Origin of the sequence: Stenotrophomonas sp. CASM106 (assembly GCF_049384825.1) — a bacterium.
GTDB lineage: Bacteria > Pseudomonadota > Gammaproteobacteria > Xanthomonadales > Xanthomonadaceae > Stenotrophomonas > Stenotrophomonas muris.
On the sequence record NZ_JBMRFS010000050.1, the window covers coordinates 1 to 462 of the forward strand.

Below are 462 nucleotides of genomic sequence, written 5' to 3' on the forward strand. Positions count from 1 at the left end.
GGTGAAGAGAGCGTTGCTTGCCGTGGAATCACGCTGTGAGAGCTCGGCAAAGGCTGGCACGAGGTTCTGGAGTGCCATGATCGCGACTGTCCGGATCTGATAGACCATTCGATACGCCATCTCGAAGATGCCGACCGGTGCGGGGCCGGCTACTGCTCCAAGGACTAGTTTGGAAAGGGGTTCAAACAGAAGGTTCGCGATCGTACCGATCTGCAGCTTTGCGCCAAAGCCGAACAACTCCTTCAAGACCAAGGCTGAGAACCGGGGAGGACCAAGGATGGCGCGTGATCTGTGCGCAAATATCGACGAAGCGGCAAGGGTAAAGAGGTACTGCGCAGCCTGTGCCCAAGCAAGCCCGAGCAATCCGTGTGACTTGACCAGAAGATAGGACACGACCACCTGGATGATCATGCCTCCAATGGAGGAAACGGCGCGCAGGTCTGATCGCTGAATGCCGAGCAG

General features: G+C 57.4%; 1 protein-coding gene. It reads right to left on the reverse strand.

The features are described 5' to 3' along the window. Positions 1-462: oligosaccharide flippase family protein (locus tag VG556_RS22465; protein WP_423180062.1), on the reverse strand; the 462-nt coding region annotated here is incomplete at both ends.